The sequence below is a fragment of the Myroides odoratimimus genome (assembly GCF_038039805.1).
Taxonomy (GTDB): Bacteria; Bacteroidota; Bacteroidia; order Flavobacteriales; family Flavobacteriaceae; genus Flavobacterium; species Flavobacterium odoratimimum_B.
The window spans coordinates 89284-108210 of sequence record NZ_JBBPHK010000010.1 but is presented as its reverse complement, the minus strand read 5'-3'; the positions used below and the strand labels follow the sequence as shown (position 1 = coordinate 108210).

Below are 18927 nucleotides of genomic sequence, written 5' to 3'. Positions count from 1 at the left end.
TGATAAAATATAGTTATACCATCATGTATGTGGTAGATGTGGAGACTACTGTAAGGTTTTATGAAGAGGCATTTGGATTTGTACGTAAGTTCGTTACTCCGGAGGCTGATTATGGAGAGTTGGTATCAGGAGATACTACGATTGCTTTTGCACAAGTAGAGTTGGCAAGTAGTAATTTGAGTAAAGGATATCAACAGGTGAATAAAGAGAAACCTTTTGGGATCGAGTTAGGATTTGTAGTGGATGATGTAGCATTAGCAATACAGAAGGTAGAAAAGGCAGGAGGTACAGTATATGAGCCTATGACAATAAAACCTTGGGGACAAACGGTAGGGTATGTATTGGATAATAATGGCTTCTTAATAGAATTGTGTACTGCTATGTAAAGTATCCAAAAGAGATAAACCTAATTTAAGAAATTGATTTAATTTTGTTTTAATTAGTTGGTATTTTAAGTAATACGTATTATAGATGTTAGTATGGTCAGGTAGAGGGATAGTTGGAGTAGTTATTTTTGGTATTTCTATAGTGATAGGGGAAAGTGTTTTTCCTAGAGATATGGGGAATGAATATCGGTTTGTACTTGCTTTAAGTATTGCTGGTATAGTAAACTGGCTTCTTGGTTCTATCTGGAATAAAGAGAAGTTCATTTTTAATGAAGAGGAACAACAGTACTATATTCAAAAGAATAACCATACTCTTTTTTGGATACCTATGCAGTATATGGGAATGATTATGTTAGGTGGTTCCGTATATGTTATGGGAAAAAGCTCTATCCTGTGGGCTATAGTTCTAGCAATAGGTTTTTTACTGTTATTTTTTCTTAGATTTTGTTGGAATGAAGGTGTTTTTGTGAGAGAAAAACAATATGAGGAAGAACCGCAAAGAAAGCCTTTAGATCATATCAAGCCTAAAACTAAAAAATCTGGTGGTTGGGAAAGCCGTCATAGTAAATAGTAGGATTAGACTGTTACAAGTATTGGTTTGCCTTTTTAGTTTTTTTTTATTGTTCGAATTTTAAATTGCTATGATTTATAAGGGTATTTATACACATAAGAATAAGAGTATTCCTATAGAAATACATAATGATGGAGAATATCTCTCTGTAGAAATAGATGGATTACTTTTTAAAGGAAGAGAGTTTACTGATTTGGGTTATCAAGGGGATTTAGGAGAGGAAACTATTGATAGTACATGGATAACTATCGCCTCAGATTTAGATAATTGTTTGACAGATTGTCAATTTGAATTTACGGTATCTCAATACTTATTGTCAGCAAATGGGCTTACAGAACCTGTAGAGTTAATGATGTGCTTTAGTCATGGTAGCAATATAGAATCCAATACTACAAGTTTTCATGAAGAAGTTAGGATTGAATTGACGTGGAAGGAAAAGGTTTTGGTAGGGAAGAGCGGATTTGTTGAGATTGCGTTTGATCAATTGAAGGATCAATTGCCTCAGGGATATTCATTAATGAATTGTTATGGTTGCTTATATGGAGATTATAGTATTTATGGAAATAGTTCTTTTGGTACAATGATGTGTTTTAAGCATATGAAGCAAAAGTATATTGAAGTAGGTAATAAGGAAGATTATGGTGATTTATGTGTAGATGAAAGCGATCTTATTGAATGGGTACAAGAGATAAATTGTTGTGAAGAGTTTGAGGTAAGAGGAAATGGTGGAGCTTATAGATAGATGAGGTGATTTGAATAGAAATGATTATTACAATAGATACTACAGAATGAAAAAAAAGTAGGAGTAAATAGGTGATAGTTTTTTATTGTTATATGTTAAGTTAGAGGAACAAGTTTAAGTTTTGGGTAATGATGTATCTGTTGTTGATTATTTTAATTATAGGAGGTGTAGTTTTTTATAAGAAAAACGCAGATAAGAAGCGTAGACCTATCAATGAGTATACTTTAGTTGCGGAAGAATTAATTACTGCTTCTTTAAATGATGCAGAAGTAAGACAACATCGTTATCATTATGACTCTGCTAAAGATAAAATTGCTTTTTTAAATAAAGACTTTAGATATAGTCTTGATGAACAACGTGCTGGAATCGATAATTTTTGGTTTCAAAAGAAACATACTACGAAGTATGACTTGAGTCAAAATAGAATAAACTATATTGAAAGTTTAGAATTAAATGAAGTACGTATACCGCTGTTGTTTGATGGTAAAGAGATGCAAGCTGTTGCTGCAATGGATATAGATCGATCTACTCTAGAGATACATTTATTTAATGAGAAAGAGGTAACAGTTTTGGCTCAGAAATATGAAGCAAAATCAGGAGAAGTTAAGTATGATTGTATTTTTGGTTTTGATTTTTTGCTAAGTGATAGTAAGTACGGAGAGATGTACTATAATACATATATGCTTTATAGTAATATAAGGTAAGTAAGAGATTAATAATCTTTATCTATTTAGAAATAAATAAATGTTGAGGAATTAATATGTAAGTATGAGTCTATTTAAGGATATTTGTTTTATAAAAAAAGAATAGAAGATGTATATAGTAAATTTAGATATAGAAACAAATCAATTAAAAGAAACAAAAGCGTTTTATACAGAAGTATTAGGCTTTGATATTATTGAAGAGGTGAAAGGGAGCTTCGCTGTACAAGCAGGAGAAACTATTCTTACGTTTAAAGAGGTGGATACTCCTGTCAATGTATATCACTTTGCTTTTAATATTCCTTCTAATCAGATAGAAGAAGCATTGATCTGGTCAAGAGAGCATGTTGATTTAATAGAGAACATAGAAGGGAATTTGGTTACTAATTTTGAAACATGGAAGGCGAAGTCTATTTATTTTACTGATAATAACGGGAATATCTTAGAGTTTATAGCGAGAGAGGATATTTTGCTTTCATTGAATGGGCCTTTTGATCCTGTACAGATTACGTGTATTAGCGAGATAGGTGTAGTGGTAGAGAAGCCAATGGAGTCGGCAGAGAAGTTAATTCAAGAATACAATTTAAGTTATTTCAAAAAAGCAGAACCTACAGAACAGTTCTTGGCACTGGGAGATGATCAAGGTTTGATTATTATGGTGACACCTGATCGCAACTGGTATCCTACGAACATCCCTGCTAAGTTTACTAACACTGAGATGATCGTAGAGGATAATGAAATGATGATTGCTTTAAAGAGTAAAGAGCTATATTAATAAAAAATATAAAAGAGACTATTCAGTAGTCTCTTTTTCTTTTAATAAGGTCTCTCCCCAGGCATTTAATTTCCATAATACTTCTACTAATTGTTCTCCTAGTGGAGTAAGGAGGTACTCTACTCTTGGAGGAAGTTCATTATAGCTTATTTTATACAGAACTCCATCTTGTTCTAATTCTTTTAGTTGTTGATTAAGCACGCGGCGGTCTACTTTCATAATTCCTTTAAGCATTTCGCTTGGGCGTTTATGCCCTTGGTTAATCTGCCAAACGATGGGGATTTTCCACTTCCCACTGATGGCATTCACTGCAAATTCAAGTGGACAAATTTTTTCTTCTATTGTTCGTGCCTTTGTATTCATAAAAGTGACTTTTTTATCCCTATGGGGTGAATATATGCGGTATTGTATGATAATAAAGTGATTATCATCTTTGCAAAAATAAGACTTTAATATGAAAGAAATAAAACAAGCTTTAGATACAATAACTCAAGGTATGCAGTCTCAAGTGCCTGTAGAAACTATGAATGCTTTTGGTAATTCTATTATGGATTTACAAACAAAAAGTTTTGGAACAACATCAGAAGTAGGAATGATGTTTCCTTCAGTAGAGGTAGTGACAGAAAGTAATCAGCAGACTCCTATTGTTGATTTGTTTAAAGGTAAGAAGACCTTAGTTAGTTTTGTAAGAGGAAATTGGTGTCCTTTTTGTAATATAGAGATAGCTCATTTAATGAGTTATTATCCAACGTTACAAGATAAAGGCGTTGAGGTGATCGTAGTGTCTCCAATGAGTATAGAGCTACTTAAAGATTGGAAGAGCGAGGTTAAGATGTCTTTTCCAATTGTTCAAGATAAAAACTTAGTATTAGGTAATGCCTTAGATATCAAATTTGAACTACAAGATTTTGTACAGCCTCATTATGAGATGCTTGGAATAGATCTAAAACATTTGAATCAAACAGAAAAGACAGAATTAAATATACCAGCTGTTTATTTAATAGATGATGAAGGAAGAATTAGCTTTAGATATATGGATGTAAATTATGGTAATCGTTTAGATTTGAGTGAAATAGTGAATAGTTTATAATACTTAGTTAGTATATTTATCTTAGGATAGTTTATTAGTAAATTTAAAAAGTACATTATATAAAGAATAAAGCTCTTCTGAGCTTTATTTTGTTTTAAGAATCATTCATTATGGAAAATAGAAAAGGAGCAAGATCAATCAAAGACATTCCTGAAGATGTCTTAGTATTGTTAAATAAAGGAGAGTTATCAAGTGTGAATTTGACAGAGTGGTTAGCAATTGATCAAAGGCAACTCGTCCAATATGTATTGTTAGATTTAAAAAAAGATGTGTACATAAGCATCGTATTAGATGCAATAGAAAGCATAAAAAAGCCAACAGTAAATTCTATTAATCAGTGTATAGGTTACACTTTGTACTGTTTAGCAAAGGAAAATGATGATAGAGAATTGTTTGAATTATTAAAAAAGCATAAAAGTGATTTAGTACGATGTTGGGCGACTTATTTTATAGGTTATAATGATACATTAAATATAAATGAGAAACTAGAAGAAATTAAATACTTTGCTGCGGATGGACATTTTGGGGTTAGAGAGATCTGTTGGATGGCTGTGCGTGCTGATATTATAGATAAGTTAGAAGAGAGTATAACAATATTACTTACCTGGACTAAGGATGAGAATGAATATATAAGAAGATTTGTAACTGAGTCTACACGTCCTAGAGGAGTATGGTGTAAGCATATTGATAAATTAAAAGAAAATCCAGAAATAGGCCTTCCTTTATTAGAAGCCTTAAAAGAGGATTCGTCTAAGTATGTGATGGATAGTGTAGGTAATTGGCTAAATGATGCTGCTAAAACGCAACCTGTTTTTGTGTTAGAAGTCTGTGATAAATGGGAAACTCACTATAATTCTAAGAGTATTCAATACATAATAAAGAAGGCTAAGCGAAGTCTGTAGATTACAAATAAATATATTTTTTAAATAAAAATTCATGGTCTTGCTCTTTTATGAGATTTCTTTAATGTCAATAATTGACGTTATGTGAATTGTTAATGTTGTTTTTTACTTTTTTGTTATCGTATTTTAATACTTTTTATTCAGATATAAATTTAAAAATGAAATTATACTGACTTATTAATTTTGTTATTGTTTGAAAATAAATTATTGTTTACGATTTATGTTTAATTTTTGTGTTTTTGATAAAAATAAGGGTTTGACTTTTTTAAACGATGTTGTTGAGTATTAATAAAATGGATATAATTACGTGTATTTAAGATATAATTGATTTTAATGTTATTATTTATCTAAATAAATAACTTATAAAGTCTCAAACTTTCTTAAAAGTAAAAAGTAATTTAAAAATAATATATAATGTTGTGATAACTAATGTTTTACTATCTTTATCAGTGAAAAGAAAATTAAATTTTGTTGTTTTATGAAAGCAGAAGTACAATTCAATGACTTCACAGGAAGTATCGCGGCTGATATATCAGATATCATCGCAGCAAAAAAAGGGAATTACATCAGTAGTATTGGGGAGTACTTTGATGTAGATCAAGAGAGATTTAAAGTTGTAGGATTATCTTTAACAGGAATCAGTGACTTTAAAGTAACTCTAATCTGTGTAGATAAAGAAAAAAGCACAGAGAGTAAAGAGCATATTGTAAAATTGACCTTAGAGTTGGACGAAGAAGGACAAAAAGAAATGTTGCATTTATTGTTTAAACGTTTAAATCTAGTTTTGTTTGATGCTGGTGAAAAGCATTATTCAACTTTAGAATGTGATGAAGAAGTTGCATTCAATGAATATCATGTATATGACTATTATGATGTAAACTAACTCTTTTAGTCTATTAAAAACTTAATGAACCTCTAGTTTATACTAGAGGTTTTTTTATTAATATTGTTTCGTGGTAATTAATTGTTTAGCTATAGTGAGATATTTAAAAGCGCTAGTATTCTTTCTTTTTTCAATCTCTGTGTTTGCACAGGTTGATTCTACTTATGTGAAAGATCATATAAAGCCTTATGGTGTTAAGTTTGCAATTGGTAAAGATGTATTGGCACTAGATTATACTCTAGAAGATAAAAAGAGTACACAGACATTTGAGTCTAATAAACCGGTGAGCATAGGTGTAGGCTTTTTATGGGGAAGTTCTTCTTTTAGTTTTAGTCATGGTTTTTCTTTTATGAGAGAGAAGGAAAAGGGTAAGACAAAAGCAACAGATTTTCAATACCATCATTATGGAGATAAATTTCTGATAGACTTATATTATAAACGAAATAAGGGATTTTATAGATATAAAGAAAATAATAAGGATGATACTCCTACAGCAGAAGATATTTTTCCGGATTTTAAGATTCATATGTATGGGGCTTTATTTCAATATGTATGGAATAATGAGAAGTACTCATTAGGTGCAGCCTACGATTTAAGCAAAGTACAAATGAAGTCGGCTGGTTCTCTATTATTAGGGGGTGGAATGTTTTATTCATCGCTTCGAAATATTCCGGTTCTTTCAGAAAAGTTAAATGATTATGACAAGCGTACTTATCATTTTGGTCCTAATATAGGGTATGGGTATAACTGGGGGCCTTATAAAAAAGTATTGGTAGCAGGCGCATTTACATTTGGTGTGAATGGAGCCATAGAAGAGAATTTATTAACGAACGAGACTATTTTTACAGTTAACCCTTCTGTGGTAGGCCGATTCTCTCTTGGTTATATAGGGGAAGAGTGGATTGTTAGTGCATCTGCAGTAGCCAATGGATTGTTCTTAAACATGAAGAAGGATTATCAAACAGGGTTGTTAACAAGTACATTTAACTTTACTGTTATCAAGAGATTTAATTTAAAAAGAGAAATTAAATTTCTTCAGAAAGATTACAGTTGGAAAGAAGCAATATTTGGAAATAAAATAAAAGATGTGAACAATACTTTAAATGAAGAATAACATCAATACACTTCTGAAAAAAAACTTTCTGGGAGAAGTTTAGATATTCTGAAGAAAGTAGACTATGGTTTAAGATGTTTTTTATATCTTGAATATCTAACTTTAGATGAGTAAATATGGATTTTAATAGTAATGATTTTAGGTTTTTTCATCCTTTAGAGATTAGATGGAGTGATATGGATGCATTAGGACATGTTAATAATGTGATGTATATCGACTATTTTCAGATCGGTAGAGGGTATTATATGAATGCAGCCAGTAAGACATGGGATTGGTTTAAACATATGTTTGTGATAGCTAATATCTCTTGTAACTATATTAAGGAGATTAAGCTAAATGTAAAACATCCTAGAGTAGGCGTGAGAATATCAAAAATGGGAGGAAAGAGTTTTGAGATTGAGTATGCTATTGTGAGTGAAGGAGAGAATAGAAATTTAATCTTACATGCTATAGGTAGAAGCACGCAGGTGATGATAGATATCAAAGAGAAAAAAACAATAGAGATTCCGACTTGGTTAAGAGAAGAGATAGAAAATTATGAACCAGGACTATAAGAAAAAAGCAACTATATATGGAACTATAGTTGCTTTTTTATAAATGAATATCATTAGTATCTGTCATTTCTCCATAAAGCGATATCCGCTAGTATTCGTTGCGTATCAGCATTAACTTCTTTTAGATGCTCTGATGTATAGAGTGTGTATCTGGCTTTGTCTAGTTGTAGCCTCACTTCATAATCGCTAATTATTTTAACTGTGATTTGTTTAGTCTTATCTGTGAACTCTTGAAACCTCGTATTTTCTTTATTTTCTCTTAGGGTCAAGTATACAGGCTCTGTTTTTTCATTTAGTTTAGCATCTTGTTGATATACTAAAGTAGCTTCACCGTTCTCATAGGTGAAAAAGTAATTTTTAAACATAAAGGTTTTAGCGGAATAGACTACTGTTTTTTCATTTTTTAGTTTGTAAGGTGTAGATACTATTGTTTCTGTGGTGTGACAACTCGTGCAAATTATCGCTAAAGAGAAAGGGATAAGAAGAGAATAAATTGTTTTCATAGTATTTTATCGTTGTTGGTTATAGCCAAAATAAAGTAAATATTTAATAAAACAAAATGTTAATTGGCTAATATTTGTTTTTTGAAGCTGTTTTATAGGTTTATGATTGTTATTAAAGAGGAAAGTTGATAAAATGCTAAAACGGGAAGTGGTGATGTAAGGTGATATATGTCATTCTTCTTGCTCTTTATACTAAGTAACTTGATATCATAAATCAAAGAAGTGTAAAATATGAAAAAACATCTAGTTTTATTGACTGTTTTGTTGGCATTGGTAAGTTGTAAAAAAGACCAAACAAGTAGTTCTGAAGATAAAGGAGAAGTAAAATCAGAACTGTTGACAAAAGCCTCAGCTTACTTTCAACCAATCTCTTCTGTAGAGAATGCAAATTTGGATCCAGAGAAAGTAGAGTTAGGAAAATATTTATATTTTGATACGAATTTATCTAAAGATGGAAATATCAGTTGTAACTCATGTCATAATCTAAATACGTATGGGGTAGATAATTTAGCATTTTCACCAGGAGATGACGGATCTTTAGGAGGGCGTAATTCACCTACAGTATTTCACGCAGCTTTACACAGTATGCAATTTTGGGATGGTAGAGCAAAAGATGTAGAGGAACAAGCTGGCGGGCCAATTCTAAATCCTGTAGAACACAATATTAAAGATGAAAAGGAATTAGAAGACAGGTTACGCAAAATCGATATGTATAAGGAGAAATTTGCTATAGTATATAAATCGGATAAAGAACCTATTACATTTAAGAATATTACGAATGCGATTGGTGCATTTGAGCGTACATTAATGCCTGAAAGTAGGTTTGACAAATTCTTAGATGGGGATGTAACGGCTTTAACAGCACAAGAGCAAAAGGGATTAGAGACTTTTATTTCTGTAGGATGTATTACTTGTCATAATGGAGTAGCATTAGGAGGGCAAATGTTTCAGAAATTTGGAGTGTATGATGATTATTGGCAAGAAACTAAATCAGATAAGATAGATAATGGATTAGCTGATTTAAGTAAAAAAGATACAGAGAAGTATTTGTTTAAAGTACCTGGATTAAGAAATATAGAGCATACATGGCCATACTTTCACGATGGCTCTGTCAGAGATTTAAAAGAAGCTGTTCGCATTATGGCTAGTTTGCAGACTAATGTAAAGTTGAGTCAAGAACAAATAGATGATATTACAATTTTCTTAGGAAGCTTGTCTAGTGATATAAAAGATGAGGTAAAAAAATCACCTTTCGAATCATAGGTTTGGTTAGATAAGTTATTTTTAATGTTTGGATAAAGGCTATTCTATTTAGGAATAGCCTTTATTATTTGTGATAAGTATTGTAAAATTATAATTATACTAAAAAGTAAATATATCAATAGTAGTTATTAATGTTAAAAAAGTTAGCATTGGTTTTTAATTTGCTAAAGTTTACATTTATTATATTTGTAATTAAATAAAAATAGAATAATGGAGTTGAAATTACATAGACCAATTTGTTTCTTTGATTTAGAAACAACTGGTATAGACGTAGCGAGAGACAGAGTTGTAGAGATATCGATATTAAAAGTGTTTCCTAACGGAAATAAAGAGAGTAAAACATGGTTAGTTAATCCAGAGAGAGCTATACCTGCACAATCTACAGCTATACATGGTATTACAGATGAGAAGGTAGCAAACGAGCCAACGTTCAAAGAATTAGCTCCGCTAGTATATAATATGATTAAAGACTCTGATTTGGCTGGGTTTAATTCAGATCGTTTTGATATTCCGTTATTAGCAGAAGAATTGTTGAGAGCAGGAGTAGATTTTGAAATGGGAAATAGAGTATCTGTAGATATCCAAACAATTTTCCACAAAAAAGAAGAGCGTACTTTAAGTGCTGCTTATCGTTTCTATTGTAATAAGAGTTTAGATAACGCTCACTCTGCAGCTGCTGATACGAATGCTACTTATGAAATATTAAAAGCACAATTAGATAGATATGAAGATTTAGAGAACGATATGAAGTCATTATCTGAGTTTACTACTCGTAAGAAAAGTGTTGATTTCGCTGGATTCATAGCATTAAATGAAGAAGGTAAAGAAATTTTCACTTTTGGAAAGCACAAAGGGGCTTTAGTAGAGGATGTTTTAGAAAATGAACCAGGGTATTATGGTTGGATTCAGAATGCTGATTTTCCATTGTATACTAAGAAAGTATTGACTGGTCTAAAATTGCGAAAATTAAATAATAAGTTGTAATAACATCTTTATGAAGATAGTTTGTATAGGAAGAAATTATGTAGAGCATATTGAGGAGCTTAATAATGAAAGACCTTCAGAGCCTGTATTATTTATTAAACCTGATTCTGCATTGTTGGGTAGAGAGTGTCCATTTTCTATTCCTGAGTTTTCAGATGACATTCATTATGAAATAGAAGTAGTTGTTAAGATTACTAAAGTAGGTAAATATATAGAGCCCAAATTTGCTCATAAGTATTATGACGAGGTGACTGTAGGAATTGATTTTACCGCTAGAGATATGCAGAGTAAATTAAAAGAAAAAGGGTTGCCTTGGGAGAAGGCAAAAGCTTTTGATGGATCTGCAATGTTAGGCGAGTTTATTGACAAGCGAGAATTAGAAAATCTTTATGACACTACATTCTCATTAATACAAAACGGTAATACAGTTCAGGAAGCTAGTACTGCACAGATGATCTGGAATATAGATGAAACTATAGCAGAAGTATCTAAATATTTTACTTTGAAGAAAGGAGACTTAATCTTCACAGGTACTCCAAAAGGAGTGGGTAAAGTAAATGAGGGGGATGTGTTAGAAGGAACTCTAGCAGGTAAAAAGTTATTTCGTCTAAATGTAAAATAAGCGTATGGCACTTCATTATGATTTAGGACCTATATTACAGACTTATAATGATGATCAAGAGCTAGTGAAGGCTGGCTTAATCGTTTTTGTTGAAGAGTCTAAAGAATTGGTCAAAAAAATAAAGACAGGAATCAATGAAAAGAACTATGGTGATGTAGCAGAAAGTATGAATATACTAATGCCTTCATTAGAGTTTTTAGGAATGGAACAGGCTATTGAAGAAGCTTCTTTAATAGAAGAATGGACCCAGGAAAAAGGTAAGACTAAGGCTGTGAAGGAGACTTTTAAAATATTTAAAGAAAGAGTAAAGAAAGCTCGCAAAGAAATACAGAAAGACTTTAGTTTGTAAAAAAAGAGTATGAAAGCAAGTATAATCACTATAGGAGATGAGATTCTCATCGGCCAGATTGTAGATACTAATTCTACGTATTTAGCTAAAGAACTTGATTTATTAGGGTTTGAAGTGACAGAAATTATAACTATTTCTGATAAAAGAGAATCAATAGAGCAAGCTATGTCTTCTCAAATGGGACAGGTAGACTTAGTTTTAATGACAGGAGGATTAGGACCAACTAAGGACGATGTGACTAAAAAAGTGTTTTGTGACTTTTTTGAGGATCATTTAATTGTGGATGAGAAAGTTTTAGCTCATGTTACGATACTTATAGAAGATTATTATAAAAGGCCTATTTCAGAGGTTAATAAGCAACAAGCTTTAGTACCTTCTACTTCTACTGTTTTATTTAATGCAGTAGGTACGGCTCCAGGTATGTTAATGCAAAAAGATAATACGGCTTTTGTTTCTTTTCCAGGAGTTCCTTTTGAGATGAAAACAATATTTAGTGAGCAACTAGTTCCCTATATTAAGGATCACTTTAAAGAGATATTTAATATCCATAAAACGATAATTACATATGGTATTGGAGAAAGTTTGTTAGCAGAATATCTTGAAGATTGGGAGAATAACTTACCGTCAGATATAAAGTTAGCTTATTTGCCGAGCCCTGGAAAAGTTAGATTACGTCTGTCGAGTAGAGGTGCTAATCAAGATTTTTTGTTTCAAAGTATTGAAATGCAGATTGATAGGATGCCTGAGTCTGTGAAGGCGTATATTAGAGCTTATGAGGATATTGACTTTCCTGAAATTATCACAAAAGAGTTGCAAATTAGAAATAAAACTATTTCTTTTGCAGAAAGTTGTACAGGTGGGCAGTTAGCTGTTATGTTTAATGCTAAACCTGGCTCTTCTGCTTACTTTAAAGGAGGAATAGTATGTTATGCGACCGAGAGTAAAGTGAATATACTAGGAGTTAATCAAGATACAATAAATAAATATACGGTAGTAAGTGAAGAAGTGGCTATGGAAATGGCTGAGCAAGCACGATTAAAATTTAATAGTGACTATGCAATCGCTACTACTGGAAATGCTGGACCATCTAAGGGAGATTCTGATGTTGAGGTAGGAACTGTATGTGTGGGAATCGCGACGCCGACAAGAGTGTTTGCAAAAAAATACGAATTAGGCCAACCGAGAGAAAAGGTTATAAATAGCACTATAGCAAAGGGTTTAGAATTGATATATAATGAAATATTAAAAAAATAACCTAAAAGAATTTGTAAGATAATTTTCTTTTTCGTTACTTTGCACCCTGATTTTGAATATTGAAATAAAAGATAAGAAATAATGTCAAGAGTTTGTGAAATTACTGGTAAAAGAGCAATGGTTGGAAACAACGTTTCTCACGCGATGAATAAAACTAAGAGAAAGTTTTCTGTGAACTTAGTTAAAAAACGTTTCTACATTGCTGAAGAAGACAGATGGGTAACATTGAAATTATCAACGTCTGCATTAAAAACAATTAACAAAAAAGGTATTACTGCTGTATTGAAAGATGCAAAAGCAAAAGGATTAGTAAAATAATTCATACCATTAAAAAATAGAATACGATGGCAAAGAAAGGGAACAGAATTCAAGTAATCTTAGAATGTACTGAACACAAAGCATCTGGTTTACCAGGAACTTCAAGATACATCACGACTAAGAATAAGAAAAACACACCTGATAGATTAGAGATTAAAAAATTTAATCCTATCATGAAGAAAGTAACAGTTCACAAAGAAATTAAATAATTATTAGTCATGGCAAAGAAAACCGTAGCGACTTTAAGAACATCTTCTAAAAAGTTGACGAAAGCAATTAAAATGGTTAAATCTCCTAAAACTGGAGCTTACACATTCGTTGAAGCTGTTATGGCTCCTGACTTTGTGGATGATTTCTTAAACAAGAAGTAATTTTACCATTATAAAGATCTTGAAAAGCTGTCTATTATAGACAGCTTTTTTTGTATATATTTACAATACCGAAGTTTTATTAAAAGCACCTTTTATGGATGCTTTTTTTATTTATAATAAAAAGAGTAAAAGTTGTTTATTTATTTATCCTGTAATTTGGGTAAATTGATTCACTTTTTATTCTTTATATTTGCAGTAGTTAATAAAAGTAATATGAGTTTTTTTAAGAAGTTATTTTCTTCAGAAAAGAAGGAAACTTTAGATAAAGGTTTAGAAAAGTCTAAATCTTCTTTTTTCTCCAAACTGACTAAAGCAGTTGCTGGTAAGTCAAAAGTAGATGATGATGTACTTGATAATCTAGAAGAAATACTTGTGTCATCTGATGTAGGTGTTAATACTACATTGAAAATTATTGAGCGTATAGAGGAACGTGTTTCAAGAGATAAATATGTAGGAACAGATGAGTTAAATCAGATTCTAAGAGATGAGATAGCAGGGTTGTTATCAGAGACTCAATCTGGTGAAGCTACTGAGTTTGAAATTCCGAAAGATAAAAAACCTTATGTGTTGATGGTGGTAGGTGTAAATGGTGCTGGAAAAACAACAACGATAGGTAAATTAGCTTATCAATTTAAAAAAGCAGGATTAAATGTTGTGTTAGGAGCAGCTGATACATTTAGAGCAGCAGCTATTGACCAGTTACAAGTTTGGGCAGATAGAGTAGGAGTGCCTATTGTAAGACAACAAATGGGAAGTGATCCAGCTTCTGTTGCTTTTGATACTTTGCAATCAGCAGTAACTCAGAATGCAGATGTTGTGATTATTGATACAGCAGGTCGTTTGCATAATAAAGTGAATTTGATGAATGAGCTTACTAAAGTTAAACGTGTTATGCAGAAAGTTATCCCAGATGCTCCTCATGATGTAATGTTGGTGTTAGATGGTTCTACAGGACAAAATGCCTTTGAACAAGCTAAGCAATTCACAGCTGCAACAGAAGTAAACTGTTTGGCTGTAACTAAATTAGACGGAACTGCTAAAGGTGGGGTTATTATAGGTATATCTGATCAATTCCAAATACCAGTTAAATATATTGGTGTAGGAGAGGGTATAGAAGATCTACAGGTATTTAATAAATATGAGTTCGTTGATTCTTTTTTTAAATAGAAGTAATAGTTATGTATAGATTATATAAAGTGCTTTTCATTAGTGTACTCTTTTTAATGGCAAGTTGTGGAAAAGAATTTACATCTGAAGATTTAAAAGAAATTAATGGTTATTGGGAAATAGAGAAAGCAAAATTGCCAGATGGCGAAGAGAAAGATTACACCATTAACTCTTCTATTGATTTCTTCGAAATCAATGATAAAGGAGTAGGTTTTCGCCAGAAAGTAATGCCACAGGTAAATGGTGAATATTTAACTAATGAGGTGCAAGAAAATCTTACTATAGTTAAGGAGTCTGGAAAAACTTGGTTAATGTATAAGACTGAGTTCTCTGAGTGGAAGGAAGAATTGATAAAATTAGATGAAGATGAATTCGTTGTAAAAAATGAAAATGATATCATCTATTATTATAAAAAGGCAGTACCTTTTACCTTAAAATAGTATAAGCATTGAAAAAGTATGATGTAAATAAACGATTAAGAGAAGAGAGCAGTATTCAGGATCTTTTAAAGATTTTTATAAAGGAGAATAACTTAGATAAAGGAATTGATAATCTTGATGTTCGCGCCGCTTGGAAGAATCTGTTAGGACCAGGAATAGCTAATTATACATTAGATATACTCTTAAAACGTGATGTACTTTATGTAGCTTTGTCTTCTCCTATTGTACGCGAGGAATTAACTTATGGAAAGAGTAAGATAATTAGAATGATAAATGAAGAGTTAGGAAGAGAGGTAATAAAAGAAATAATTTTTAGATAAGTAATAACGTATAGTTATCTATATAAGAAGCAATATTAGTCTATTGGATTAATATTGCTTTTTTTATTTCATATATAAAGGACTTTATTGTCTTTTATATGTAGAATTGTTTTATATTTGTATTATTAAAATAAATGATATGTTTTCTAAAGCTTGTGAATACGCTATTCGTTCAGTTGTTTTTATCTCAGTATCTTCACTGAAAGGGGAGCGTGTAGGCTTTAAAGAAATAGCAAAAGAAATAGATGCTCCAGAAGCTTTTACAGCTAAGATACTTCAAAAGCTTTCTAAAAGCGGAGTGATTGAATCGGTTAAGGGAGTAGGAGGAGGATTTGAAATTCCGATAGCAAGCTTAGATAATATTAAGTTATGTGAGGTAGTGAATGTGATCGATGGTGATTCTATCTACAAGGGATGTGGATTAGGGTTGGCTCAGTGTTCTGAAACACACCCTTGTCCTGTTCACTTTAAATTTAAAGCAATCCGAGAAGGATTGAGAAATATGTTAGAAACTACTACTTTGCGAGAGTTAGCCAATGGTACCAAGTCTGGTGATACTTTTTTGAAGTTGTAATTATACGCGGGGAGTAACTTCCCTTTTTTTACAAAGCAATAAAGGATAAAAAAGTCTTCTATTTAAAAGGTATGAAAAATAAACAAAGAAAGTTATGGATAGCATTTGCGATAGTGATGTTATTCTCGTTTGGGGTACTGGGGTATTATGGTATAGAAATTTACCAAGAAGCTCCTCCTGTACCAACAGAAGTCAAGACGACTACTGGTGAAGTAATCTTATCTGATAAAGATATCAAAGACGGTCAAAATGTTTGGCAGAGTATCGGTGGTCAGGAAGTTGGATCTGTATGGGGACATGGTGCTTACGTAGCCCCTGATTGGACTGCAGACTATTTACATCGCGAAGCTTTGTATTTATTAGATTATTACGCAAAGGAAAAGTATGATAAAACTTATGCTGAAAGTTCTTTAGAAGAACAAGCTTATTTAAAAGCACACTTACAAGCTAATATCAGACCTAATACGTATGATAAAGCAACAGGGATATTAACGATAACACCTGAACGCAATATGGCAAGGCTGTATTTACAGGAGTATTATAGCAAGTTATTCACTGATGACCCTGAATTTGCACAATTGCGCAAAGACTATGCTATTCCCAATAATTCAATTACTGACCCAGTGAGATTACAGCAAATGAATGCTTTCTTCTTTTGGGCAACATGGGCTACGGTAACGAATAGACCTGATAGCGATATCAGTTACACGCACAACTGGCCTGCAGAGGACTTGGTTGGAAATGTTGCTACTACACCTCTGTTAGCCTGGTCAGGTGTGAGTATTATCTTATTGATTTTTGCTGTTGGGGTATTGGTGTATTATCACGTAGCCTCTAAACAGGAAGAAGAAGAAATGGTACCAGTCAAAGACCCAGTATCAAATGGAACAGTGACTAAAAGTATGACAATTCTGAAGAAGTATTTCTGGGTTGTTTGCTTATTGATGTTGTTACAGGTGGGATTAGGTATTATTACGGCTCACTATGGTGTAGAAGGGCAAGGGTTATACGGTATTCCATTAGATAAGATTTTACCTTATTCTGTTACTCGTACATGGCATACTCAATTAGCTATTTTTTGGATTGCAACTGCTTGGTTAGGAACAGGACTTTATATTTCTCCGGCTGTCGGTGGAAAAGATCCAAAGTTTCAGGTATTCGGAGTAAACTTCCTATTTGTTGCTTTGCTAATTATTGTATTGGGATCTATGATAGGACAGTGGTTTGGGATTATGCAAAAGCTCGACTTGGTACAAAACTTCTGGTTTGGACATCAAGGATATGAGTACGTAGACTTAGGTCGCTTTTGGCAAATATTCTTATTCGTGGGATTATTTGTTTGGTTAGCTTTAATGATAAGACCTCTTATCCCCGTATTGAAAGAAAAGGGCAGTCAACACCGCAATTTGATAATCTTATTCTTAATTTCTTGTGGAGCCATTGCCTTATTTTATGGTGCTGGATTAATGTGGGGAAGACAAACAAACTTAGCCATTGCAGAATATTGGAGATGGTGGGTAGTGCATTTATGGGTTGAAGGTTTCTTTGAAGTATTTGCAACTGTAGTATTGGCGTTTTTATTTGTTCGAATGGGATTGATTAAAACGAAAACAGCGACTAATGGAGCCTTATTCTCAACCATTGTATTTATGTCAGGTGGTATTATCGGTACTTTCCATCACTTGTATTTTTCTGGTACGCCTACGGCAGTAATGGCTTTAGGAGCAACATTTAGTGCATTAGAAGTTGTGCCATTAACTTTAATAGGGTACGAGGCTTATGAGAACTATAAAATATCTACACATAAAGGTTGGTTACAAGACTACAAATGGCCAATATACTTTATGGTTGCTGTCGCTTTTTGGAACTTCTTAGGAGCTGGTGTATTTGGTTTTATTATTAATCCACCCATAGCACTGTATTATGTACAAGGGTTAAATACAACCCCTCTTCACGGTCATACTGCTTTGTTTGGTGTGTACGGAATGTTGGGGATTGGACTAATGCTTTTCGTATTAAGAAGTATCTACAGGAATGTACAATGGAATGAGAAGTTATTAAAAATAGGCTTTTGGGGATTGAACTTAGGTTTGCTACTAATGGCACTATTAAGTTTGTTGCCAATCGGTATATGGCAAGCTATTGAAAGTATTCAACATGGTATGTGGTACGCTCGCTCAAGTGAGTTAATGCAATTACCGGCAATGAATACGCTGAAATGGCTACGTACAATAGGGGATGTAATCTTTACAGTCGGAATATTTGCAATCGTATTATTTGTATTCAAATTAACATTAAAAAAAGACAATCATGAAAAATAGAACAGTGGGCTCATTTGTAGCAGAAGATTTTAGAACAGCAGCAGTATTTAATAAATATGGAATTGATTTCTGCTGTAAAGGAGGACGTACTATTGATGAAGTATGTGAGAGAAAATCAGTAGATCAAGAGGAACTTATTAACGAGTTAGAAAAGTTGTTAACGCATCAAGCTGAAAACAATATTGACTTTAGACACTGGCCTTTGGATTTGTTAGCTGATTATATTGAGAAGACTCACCATCGCTATGTGGAGGAGAAGATACCAGTATTGTTACAGTTCTTGAATAAGCTTAGTCGCGTACATGGAGATAGACATCCTGAATTAATAGAAATTAATGAACTGTTTATCGGATGTGCTGGTGAATTAAGTCAACACTTGAAGAAAGAAGAATTAGTACTTTTCCCATTTATTCGCAAAATGGTATCTGCTACTATCTCTGGACAACCATTAGATACTCCTCACTTTGGGAGTGTTCAAAATCCAGTTGCCATGATGATGCATGAGCACGATGGTGAAGGAGATCGCTTCCGCAAAATAGCAGCACTGTCTAATAATTATACTCCTCCAGCTGATGGATGTAATACTTATAAGGTAACTTATGCTATGTTGAAGGAGTTTGAAGAGGATTTACACAAACACATTCACTTAGAAAACAACATATTATTTCCAAGTGCAGTTGCATTAGAACAAAAGTTTAGTTAAGATTTTCAATTTAGATAGAA

26 protein-coding genes are annotated in these 18927 nt (G+C 32.4%); 24 read left to right on the top strand and 2 right to left on the bottom strand.

The annotated features are described in order from the left end of the window. Positions 1-23 precede the first annotated feature (23 nt). The 5 genes from AABL85_RS09530 (at position 24) to AABL85_RS09510 (ending at position 3175) form a co-directional block, all read left to right on the top strand. Positions 24-386, top strand: coding sequence for a VOC family protein (locus tag AABL85_RS09530; RefSeq protein WP_341309932.1), 363 nt, complete (start codon positions 24-26; stop codon positions 384-386). Between the two features lie 85 nt (positions 387-471). Beyond that, the gene (locus AABL85_RS09525) at positions 472-957 is read left to right on the top strand and encodes a hypothetical protein (protein WP_341309917.1); all 486 of its coding nucleotides are present in this window, start codon (positions 472-474) and stop codon (positions 955-957) included. A 70-nt stretch (positions 958-1027) separates the two neighbouring features. Further along, entirely contained in the window at positions 1028-1699 is a 672-nt protein-coding gene (locus tag AABL85_RS09520; RefSeq protein WP_341309916.1) for a DUF6304 family protein, read from the top strand. A gap of 128 nt (positions 1700-1827) precedes the next feature. Then, positions 1828-2403 carry a hypothetical protein gene (locus AABL85_RS09515; RefSeq protein ID WP_286415689.1) on the top strand — a complete coding sequence of 192 codons (576 nt, stop codon included), beginning with the start codon at positions 1828-1830 and terminating at the stop codon, positions 2401-2403. Positions 2404-2512: 109 nt separating this feature from the next. Next, positions 2513-3175 carry a VOC family protein gene (locus tag AABL85_RS09510; RefSeq protein ID WP_341309915.1) on the top strand — a complete coding sequence of 221 codons (663 nt, stop codon included), beginning with the start codon at positions 2513-2515 and terminating at the stop codon, positions 3173-3175. An 18-nt stretch (positions 3176-3193) separates the two neighbouring features. On the opposite strand, the gene AABL85_RS09505 is transcribed toward AABL85_RS09510, so the two are convergent. Further along, complete coding sequence (locus tag AABL85_RS09505) at positions 3194-3538, bottom strand: helix-turn-helix domain-containing protein (RefSeq protein WP_341309914.1); 345 nt, start codon at positions 3536-3538, stop codon at positions 3194-3196. Positions 3539-3629: 91 nt separating this feature from the next. On the opposite strand from AABL85_RS09505, the gene AABL85_RS09500 reads away from it, so the two are divergent. From AABL85_RS09500 to AABL85_RS09480, 5 genes are all read left to right on the top strand, one after another. Beyond that, positions 3630-4265 carry a peroxiredoxin-like family protein gene (locus AABL85_RS09500; protein ID WP_341309913.1) on the top strand — a complete coding sequence of 212 codons (636 nt, stop codon included), beginning with the start codon at positions 3630-3632 and terminating at the stop codon, positions 4263-4265. Positions 4266-4375: 110 nt separating this feature from the next. After that, a complete protein-coding gene (locus AABL85_RS09495; RefSeq protein ID WP_341309912.1) occupies positions 4376-5167 on the top strand; it encodes a DNA alkylation repair protein in 792 nt (263 codons plus the stop codon). A gap of 478 nt (positions 5168-5645) precedes the next feature. Beyond that, on the top strand, positions 5646-6050 hold the full coding sequence (locus tag AABL85_RS09490) for a hypothetical protein (RefSeq protein WP_041893892.1): 405 nt from the start codon (positions 5646-5648) through the stop codon (positions 6048-6050). 94 nt (positions 6051-6144) lie between these two features. Then, positions 6145-7164: a DUF4421 family protein gene (locus AABL85_RS09485; protein WP_341309911.1), complete on the top strand. Its 1020-nt coding sequence runs from the start codon at positions 6145-6147 to the stop codon at positions 7162-7164. 116 nt (positions 7165-7280) lie between these two features. Then, positions 7281-7718, top strand: coding sequence for a thioesterase family protein (locus AABL85_RS09480; protein ID WP_341309910.1), 438 nt, complete (start codon positions 7281-7283; stop codon positions 7716-7718). A gap of 53 nt (positions 7719-7771) precedes the next feature. Here the strand turns inward: AABL85_RS09480 and AABL85_RS09475 are convergent, their stop codons facing one another. Beyond that, positions 7772-8221: a hypothetical protein gene (locus AABL85_RS09475; protein WP_286415683.1), complete on the bottom strand. Its 450-nt coding sequence runs from the start codon at positions 8219-8221 to the stop codon at positions 7772-7774. A 231-nt stretch (positions 8222-8452) separates the two neighbouring features. Here AABL85_RS09475 and AABL85_RS09470 point away from each other — a divergent pair, with 231 nt between their 5' ends. The 14 genes from AABL85_RS09470 (at position 8453) to ric (ending at position 18907) form a co-directional block, all read left to right on the top strand. Continuing rightward, positions 8453-9484, top strand: a complete 1032-nt coding sequence (locus AABL85_RS09470) for a cytochrome-c peroxidase (RefSeq protein ID WP_341309909.1) — start codon at positions 8453-8455, stop codon at positions 9482-9484. Between the two features lie 210 nt (positions 9485-9694). Further along, a complete protein-coding gene (locus tag AABL85_RS09465) occupies positions 9695-10468 on the top strand; it encodes a 3'-5' exonuclease (RefSeq protein WP_341309908.1) in 774 nt (257 codons plus the stop codon). 10 nt (positions 10469-10478) lie between these two features. Further along, a complete protein-coding gene (locus tag AABL85_RS09460) occupies positions 10479-11090 on the top strand; it encodes a fumarylacetoacetate hydrolase family protein (protein WP_341309907.1) in 612 nt (203 codons plus the stop codon). A 4-nt stretch (positions 11091-11094) separates the two neighbouring features. Further along, a complete protein-coding gene (locus AABL85_RS09455) occupies positions 11095-11439 on the top strand; it encodes a histidine kinase (RefSeq protein ID WP_286415678.1) in 345 nt (114 codons plus the stop codon). A 9-nt stretch (positions 11440-11448) separates the two neighbouring features. Then, a complete protein-coding gene (locus AABL85_RS09450; RefSeq protein ID WP_341309906.1) occupies positions 11449-12693 on the top strand; it encodes a CinA family nicotinamide mononucleotide deamidase-related protein in 1245 nt (414 codons plus the stop codon). 81 nt (positions 12694-12774) lie between these two features. Beyond that, positions 12775-13011 carry a 50S ribosomal protein L28 gene (gene rpmB, locus AABL85_RS09445; RefSeq protein ID WP_006260304.1) on the top strand — a complete coding sequence of 79 codons (237 nt, stop codon included), beginning with the start codon at positions 12775-12777 and terminating at the stop codon, positions 13009-13011. A 26-nt stretch (positions 13012-13037) separates the two neighbouring features. Next, positions 13038-13220 (top strand): 50S ribosomal protein L33, encoded by a 183-nt coding sequence (rpmG, locus tag AABL85_RS09440; protein WP_006260303.1) that lies wholly within the window; start codon positions 13038-13040, stop codon positions 13218-13220. Positions 13221-13229: 9 nt separating this feature from the next. Continuing rightward, complete coding sequence (locus AABL85_RS09435) at positions 13230-13382, top strand: DUF4295 domain-containing protein (protein ID WP_006260302.1); 153 nt, start codon at positions 13230-13232, stop codon at positions 13380-13382. A 213-nt stretch (positions 13383-13595) separates the two neighbouring features. Beyond that, on the top strand, positions 13596-14549 hold the full coding sequence (gene ftsY / locus AABL85_RS09430) for a signal recognition particle-docking protein FtsY (protein WP_341309905.1): 954 nt from the start codon (positions 13596-13598) through the stop codon (positions 14547-14549). Positions 14550-14560: 11 nt separating this feature from the next. Then, complete coding sequence (locus AABL85_RS09425; protein WP_286415675.1) at positions 14561-14989, top strand: hypothetical protein; 429 nt, start codon at positions 14561-14563, stop codon at positions 14987-14989. 8 nt (positions 14990-14997) lie between these two features. Beyond that, positions 14998-15309 carry a DUF721 domain-containing protein gene (locus tag AABL85_RS09420; RefSeq protein WP_006260299.1) on the top strand — a complete coding sequence of 104 codons (312 nt, stop codon included), beginning with the start codon at positions 14998-15000 and terminating at the stop codon, positions 15307-15309. Between the two features lie 139 nt (positions 15310-15448). Beyond that, positions 15449-15883, top strand: a complete 435-nt coding sequence (locus AABL85_RS09415) for an RrF2 family transcriptional regulator (RefSeq protein ID WP_006262011.1) — start codon at positions 15449-15451, stop codon at positions 15881-15883. 71 nt (positions 15884-15954) lie between these two features. Next, positions 15955-18204: a nitric-oxide reductase large subunit gene (locus tag AABL85_RS09410; protein ID WP_341309904.1), complete on the top strand. Its 2250-nt coding sequence runs from the start codon at positions 15955-15957 to the stop codon at positions 18202-18204. After that, positions 18194-18907 carry an iron-sulfur cluster repair di-iron protein gene (gene ric / locus AABL85_RS09405; RefSeq protein ID WP_155092863.1) on the top strand — a complete coding sequence of 238 codons (714 nt, stop codon included), beginning with the start codon at positions 18194-18196 and terminating at the stop codon, positions 18905-18907. The genes AABL85_RS09410 and ric overlap by 11 nt, the downstream gene beginning before the upstream one ends. Positions 18908-18927: the final 20 nt, after the last annotated feature.

What these genes read in the sequence shown, in the direction of transcription:
- AABL85_RS09520 (WP_341309916.1), top strand. Translation starts at nt 1,028, where the DNA reads ATGATTTATAAGGGTATTTATACACATAAGAATAAGAGTATTCCTATA.
- AABL85_RS09415 (WP_006262011.1), top strand. Translation starts at nt 15,449, where the DNA reads ATGTTTTCTAAAGCTTGTGAATACGCTATTCGTTCAGTTGTTTTTATC.
- AABL85_RS09490 (WP_041893892.1), top strand. Translation starts at nt 5,646, where the DNA reads ATGAAAGCAGAAGTACAATTCAATGACTTCACAGGAAGTATCGCGGCT.
- rpmB (WP_006260304.1), top strand. Translation starts at nt 12,775, where the DNA reads ATGTCAAGAGTTTGTGAAATTACTGGTAAAAGAGCAATGGTTGGAAAC.
- AABL85_RS09505 (WP_341309914.1), bottom strand. Translation starts at nt 3,538, where the DNA reads ATGAATACAAAGGCACGAACAATAGAAGAAAAAATTTGTCCACTTGAA.
- AABL85_RS09455 (WP_286415678.1), top strand. Translation starts at nt 11,095, where the DNA reads ATGGCACTTCATTATGATTTAGGACCTATATTACAGACTTATAATGAT.
- AABL85_RS09515 (WP_286415689.1), top strand. Translation starts at nt 1,828, where the DNA reads ATGATGTATCTGTTGTTGATTATTTTAATTATAGGAGGTGTAGTTTTT.
- AABL85_RS09450 (WP_341309906.1), top strand. Translation starts at nt 11,449, where the DNA reads ATGAAAGCAAGTATAATCACTATAGGAGATGAGATTCTCATCGGCCAG.
- AABL85_RS09480 (WP_341309910.1), top strand. Translation starts at nt 7,281, where the DNA reads ATGGATTTTAATAGTAATGATTTTAGGTTTTTTCATCCTTTAGAGATT.
- AABL85_RS09530 (WP_341309932.1), top strand. Translation starts at nt 24, where the DNA reads ATGTATGTGGTAGATGTGGAGACTACTGTAAGGTTTTATGAAGAGGCA.
- ric (WP_155092863.1), top strand. Translation starts at nt 18,194, where the DNA reads ATGAAAAATAGAACAGTGGGCTCATTTGTAGCAGAAGATTTTAGAACA.
- AABL85_RS09460 (WP_341309907.1), top strand. Translation starts at nt 10,479, where the DNA reads ATGAAGATAGTTTGTATAGGAAGAAATTATGTAGAGCATATTGAGGAG.
- ftsY (WP_341309905.1), top strand. Translation starts at nt 13,596, where the DNA reads ATGAGTTTTTTTAAGAAGTTATTTTCTTCAGAAAAGAAGGAAACTTTA.
- AABL85_RS09525 (WP_341309917.1), top strand. Translation starts at nt 472, where the DNA reads ATGTTAGTATGGTCAGGTAGAGGGATAGTTGGAGTAGTTATTTTTGGT.
- AABL85_RS09500 (WP_341309913.1), top strand. Translation starts at nt 3,630, where the DNA reads ATGAAAGAAATAAAACAAGCTTTAGATACAATAACTCAAGGTATGCAG.
- rpmG (WP_006260303.1), top strand. Translation starts at nt 13,038, where the DNA reads ATGGCAAAGAAAGGGAACAGAATTCAAGTAATCTTAGAATGTACTGAA.
- AABL85_RS09465 (WP_341309908.1), top strand. Translation starts at nt 9,695, where the DNA reads ATGGAGTTGAAATTACATAGACCAATTTGTTTCTTTGATTTAGAAACA.
- AABL85_RS09510 (WP_341309915.1), top strand. Translation starts at nt 2,513, where the DNA reads ATGTATATAGTAAATTTAGATATAGAAACAAATCAATTAAAAGAAACA.
- AABL85_RS09470 (WP_341309909.1), top strand. Translation starts at nt 8,453, where the DNA reads ATGAAAAAACATCTAGTTTTATTGACTGTTTTGTTGGCATTGGTAAGT.
- AABL85_RS09425 (WP_286415675.1), top strand. Translation starts at nt 14,561, where the DNA reads ATGTATAGATTATATAAAGTGCTTTTCATTAGTGTACTCTTTTTAATG.
- AABL85_RS09410 (WP_341309904.1), top strand. Translation starts at nt 15,955, where the DNA reads ATGAAAAATAAACAAAGAAAGTTATGGATAGCATTTGCGATAGTGATG.
- AABL85_RS09475 (WP_286415683.1), bottom strand. Translation starts at nt 8,221, where the DNA reads ATGAAAACAATTTATTCTCTTCTTATCCCTTTCTCTTTAGCGATAATT.
- AABL85_RS09435 (WP_006260302.1), top strand. Translation starts at nt 13,230, where the DNA reads ATGGCAAAGAAAACCGTAGCGACTTTAAGAACATCTTCTAAAAAGTTG.
- AABL85_RS09495 (WP_341309912.1), top strand. Translation starts at nt 4,376, where the DNA reads ATGGAAAATAGAAAAGGAGCAAGATCAATCAAAGACATTCCTGAAGAT.